The organism is Neisseria sp. P0021.S006 (genome assembly GCF_051956895.1).
The window spans coordinates 1-1,601 of sequence record NZ_JBQCWZ010000296.1; the positions used below are offsets into that span (position 1 = coordinate 1).

Sequence of the window (1,601 nt, forward strand, 5' to 3'; positions counted from 1 at the left end):
ACAACGGTTGGATGCTTGTCCACAAAGGCAGTCAACGGTTTGCTGGCAGAAATCATCACCGTCATCGCCACAACAACCGCACCCATTGCCACCACAATATGATCCACCATCGCCACTGCCGTAATAACAGAATCGATAGAGAAAACTGCATCCAAAATCAAGATTTGCGCCACAACGCCCCAAAAAGAAGAATGCTTCTTCTGTCCTTCAGCAACCGCAAATTGATTGTGGCCCTCAAGGCGTTCGTGCAGCTCAGTAGTCGCTTTATAAAGCAGGAAAATACCGCCGGCAAACATAATCATGTCTTTGCCGGAAATCTCCAAGCCGCCCAACTCAAACAAAGGTCGAGTCAGCGTCATGATGTGCGCCATGAAGCCCAACATGAAAATCCGAATAACGACAGCCAAACCCAAGCCCGTTATCCGCGCCCTATCCCGTTGCGACGGTTTGACCTTGTTTGCCAAAATTGCTACGAAAACAAGGTTATCAATACCTAAAACAACTTCCAAAACCAGAAGCGTGGCAAAGCCTATCCAAGTATGCGGCTCTGCCAACCAACTGAAATCCATAATGATTGTGTTCCTTTAAAATACAAAAAGGCAGCCGTTCCGCTTAAAACGGACAGACTGCCAAAGTTCGGGCATAAATAAAGGGAAAGAAGCGGTATAACAACTACTCTGCTCTGCGTCTTTCATGAAAAATTTATGCCTCGGTCAACAATAATGGCAAACAGTTTATCAGTTTGAAGAAAGAAAGGCAAAGTCTAACAGCATATTTTCTTTTAAAAACAGCCTATACCAGCACTTACCAGCTTTCAGACGACCTTTTCTTACTTGATAAAACCATCAATCGGCGCATAACCCAAAAAATCTGCCTGCTCATTCAATATCACAACCCATTCTTTACTTCGCGCACTGGTAAATGGCAAGAAATACAACTCTTTCCCATCATTTCTCAGCGAAGCCTGTTCCAAAATTGACTCCTCATTCATGCCACGGGCTTTTGCCAAGACAGACAACGGTTTCATTGCTTTACGAATTTTCTCACGTTCCTGCTGCGAATCTGGCAACCACCAAGAAGGCCTCATACTTGGTTCAACACCTTTCAAAGACAAATCAAGACCTTGGTTAGCTTCGTCCGGGCTCATCGCTTCACGCAACCCAACACGGCGTACGCCAAACCAAGATAAATCCTGCAAATCCTTCGGAGCATGGCTCAAATCATTTACATCAATTTCTGCAGCAGTTACCACATTTATCCTATCGGTTTCGAATGCGGAAACCACTGGACGCGCCAAAGATACGTTGCACAAACCATAAATTAAAGCAGCCAGCTGAATCATGCCGATTAAGGAAAAATCAACAATACTCTCTTTAAGTTTTTTGCTCGGACTGGCAAGAATCAAAGTCAGCAACGGGCCGCAAACAATATCTACTGAAATGACCAGTTTATATAAAGCCAATCCGCCTGTCAGCTCGGCATACGGATAAGGATACCAAACTCCAAATACTAACAAAGCGGCCAATCCTGCCAAAATCAGACTAATCAACAAATGCCATGCCGCATTTTTTAATGCGAACCGAAAGCGTGGTGAAGAATGT

Annotated in this window: 2 protein-coding genes; both read right to left on the reverse strand. The window is 44.5% G+C overall.

The genetic code is table 11. The features are described 5' to 3' along the window. Positions 1-569 (reverse strand): TerC family protein (locus tag ACTHUM_RS13495; RefSeq protein WP_440403111.1); only part of this gene is annotated, 569 nt, incomplete at its 3' end. Between the two features lie 260 nt (positions 570-829). After that, the coding region (locus tag ACTHUM_RS13500; RefSeq protein WP_440403112.1) for a fimb protein at positions 830-1,601 on the reverse strand (772 nt) is incomplete at its 5' end.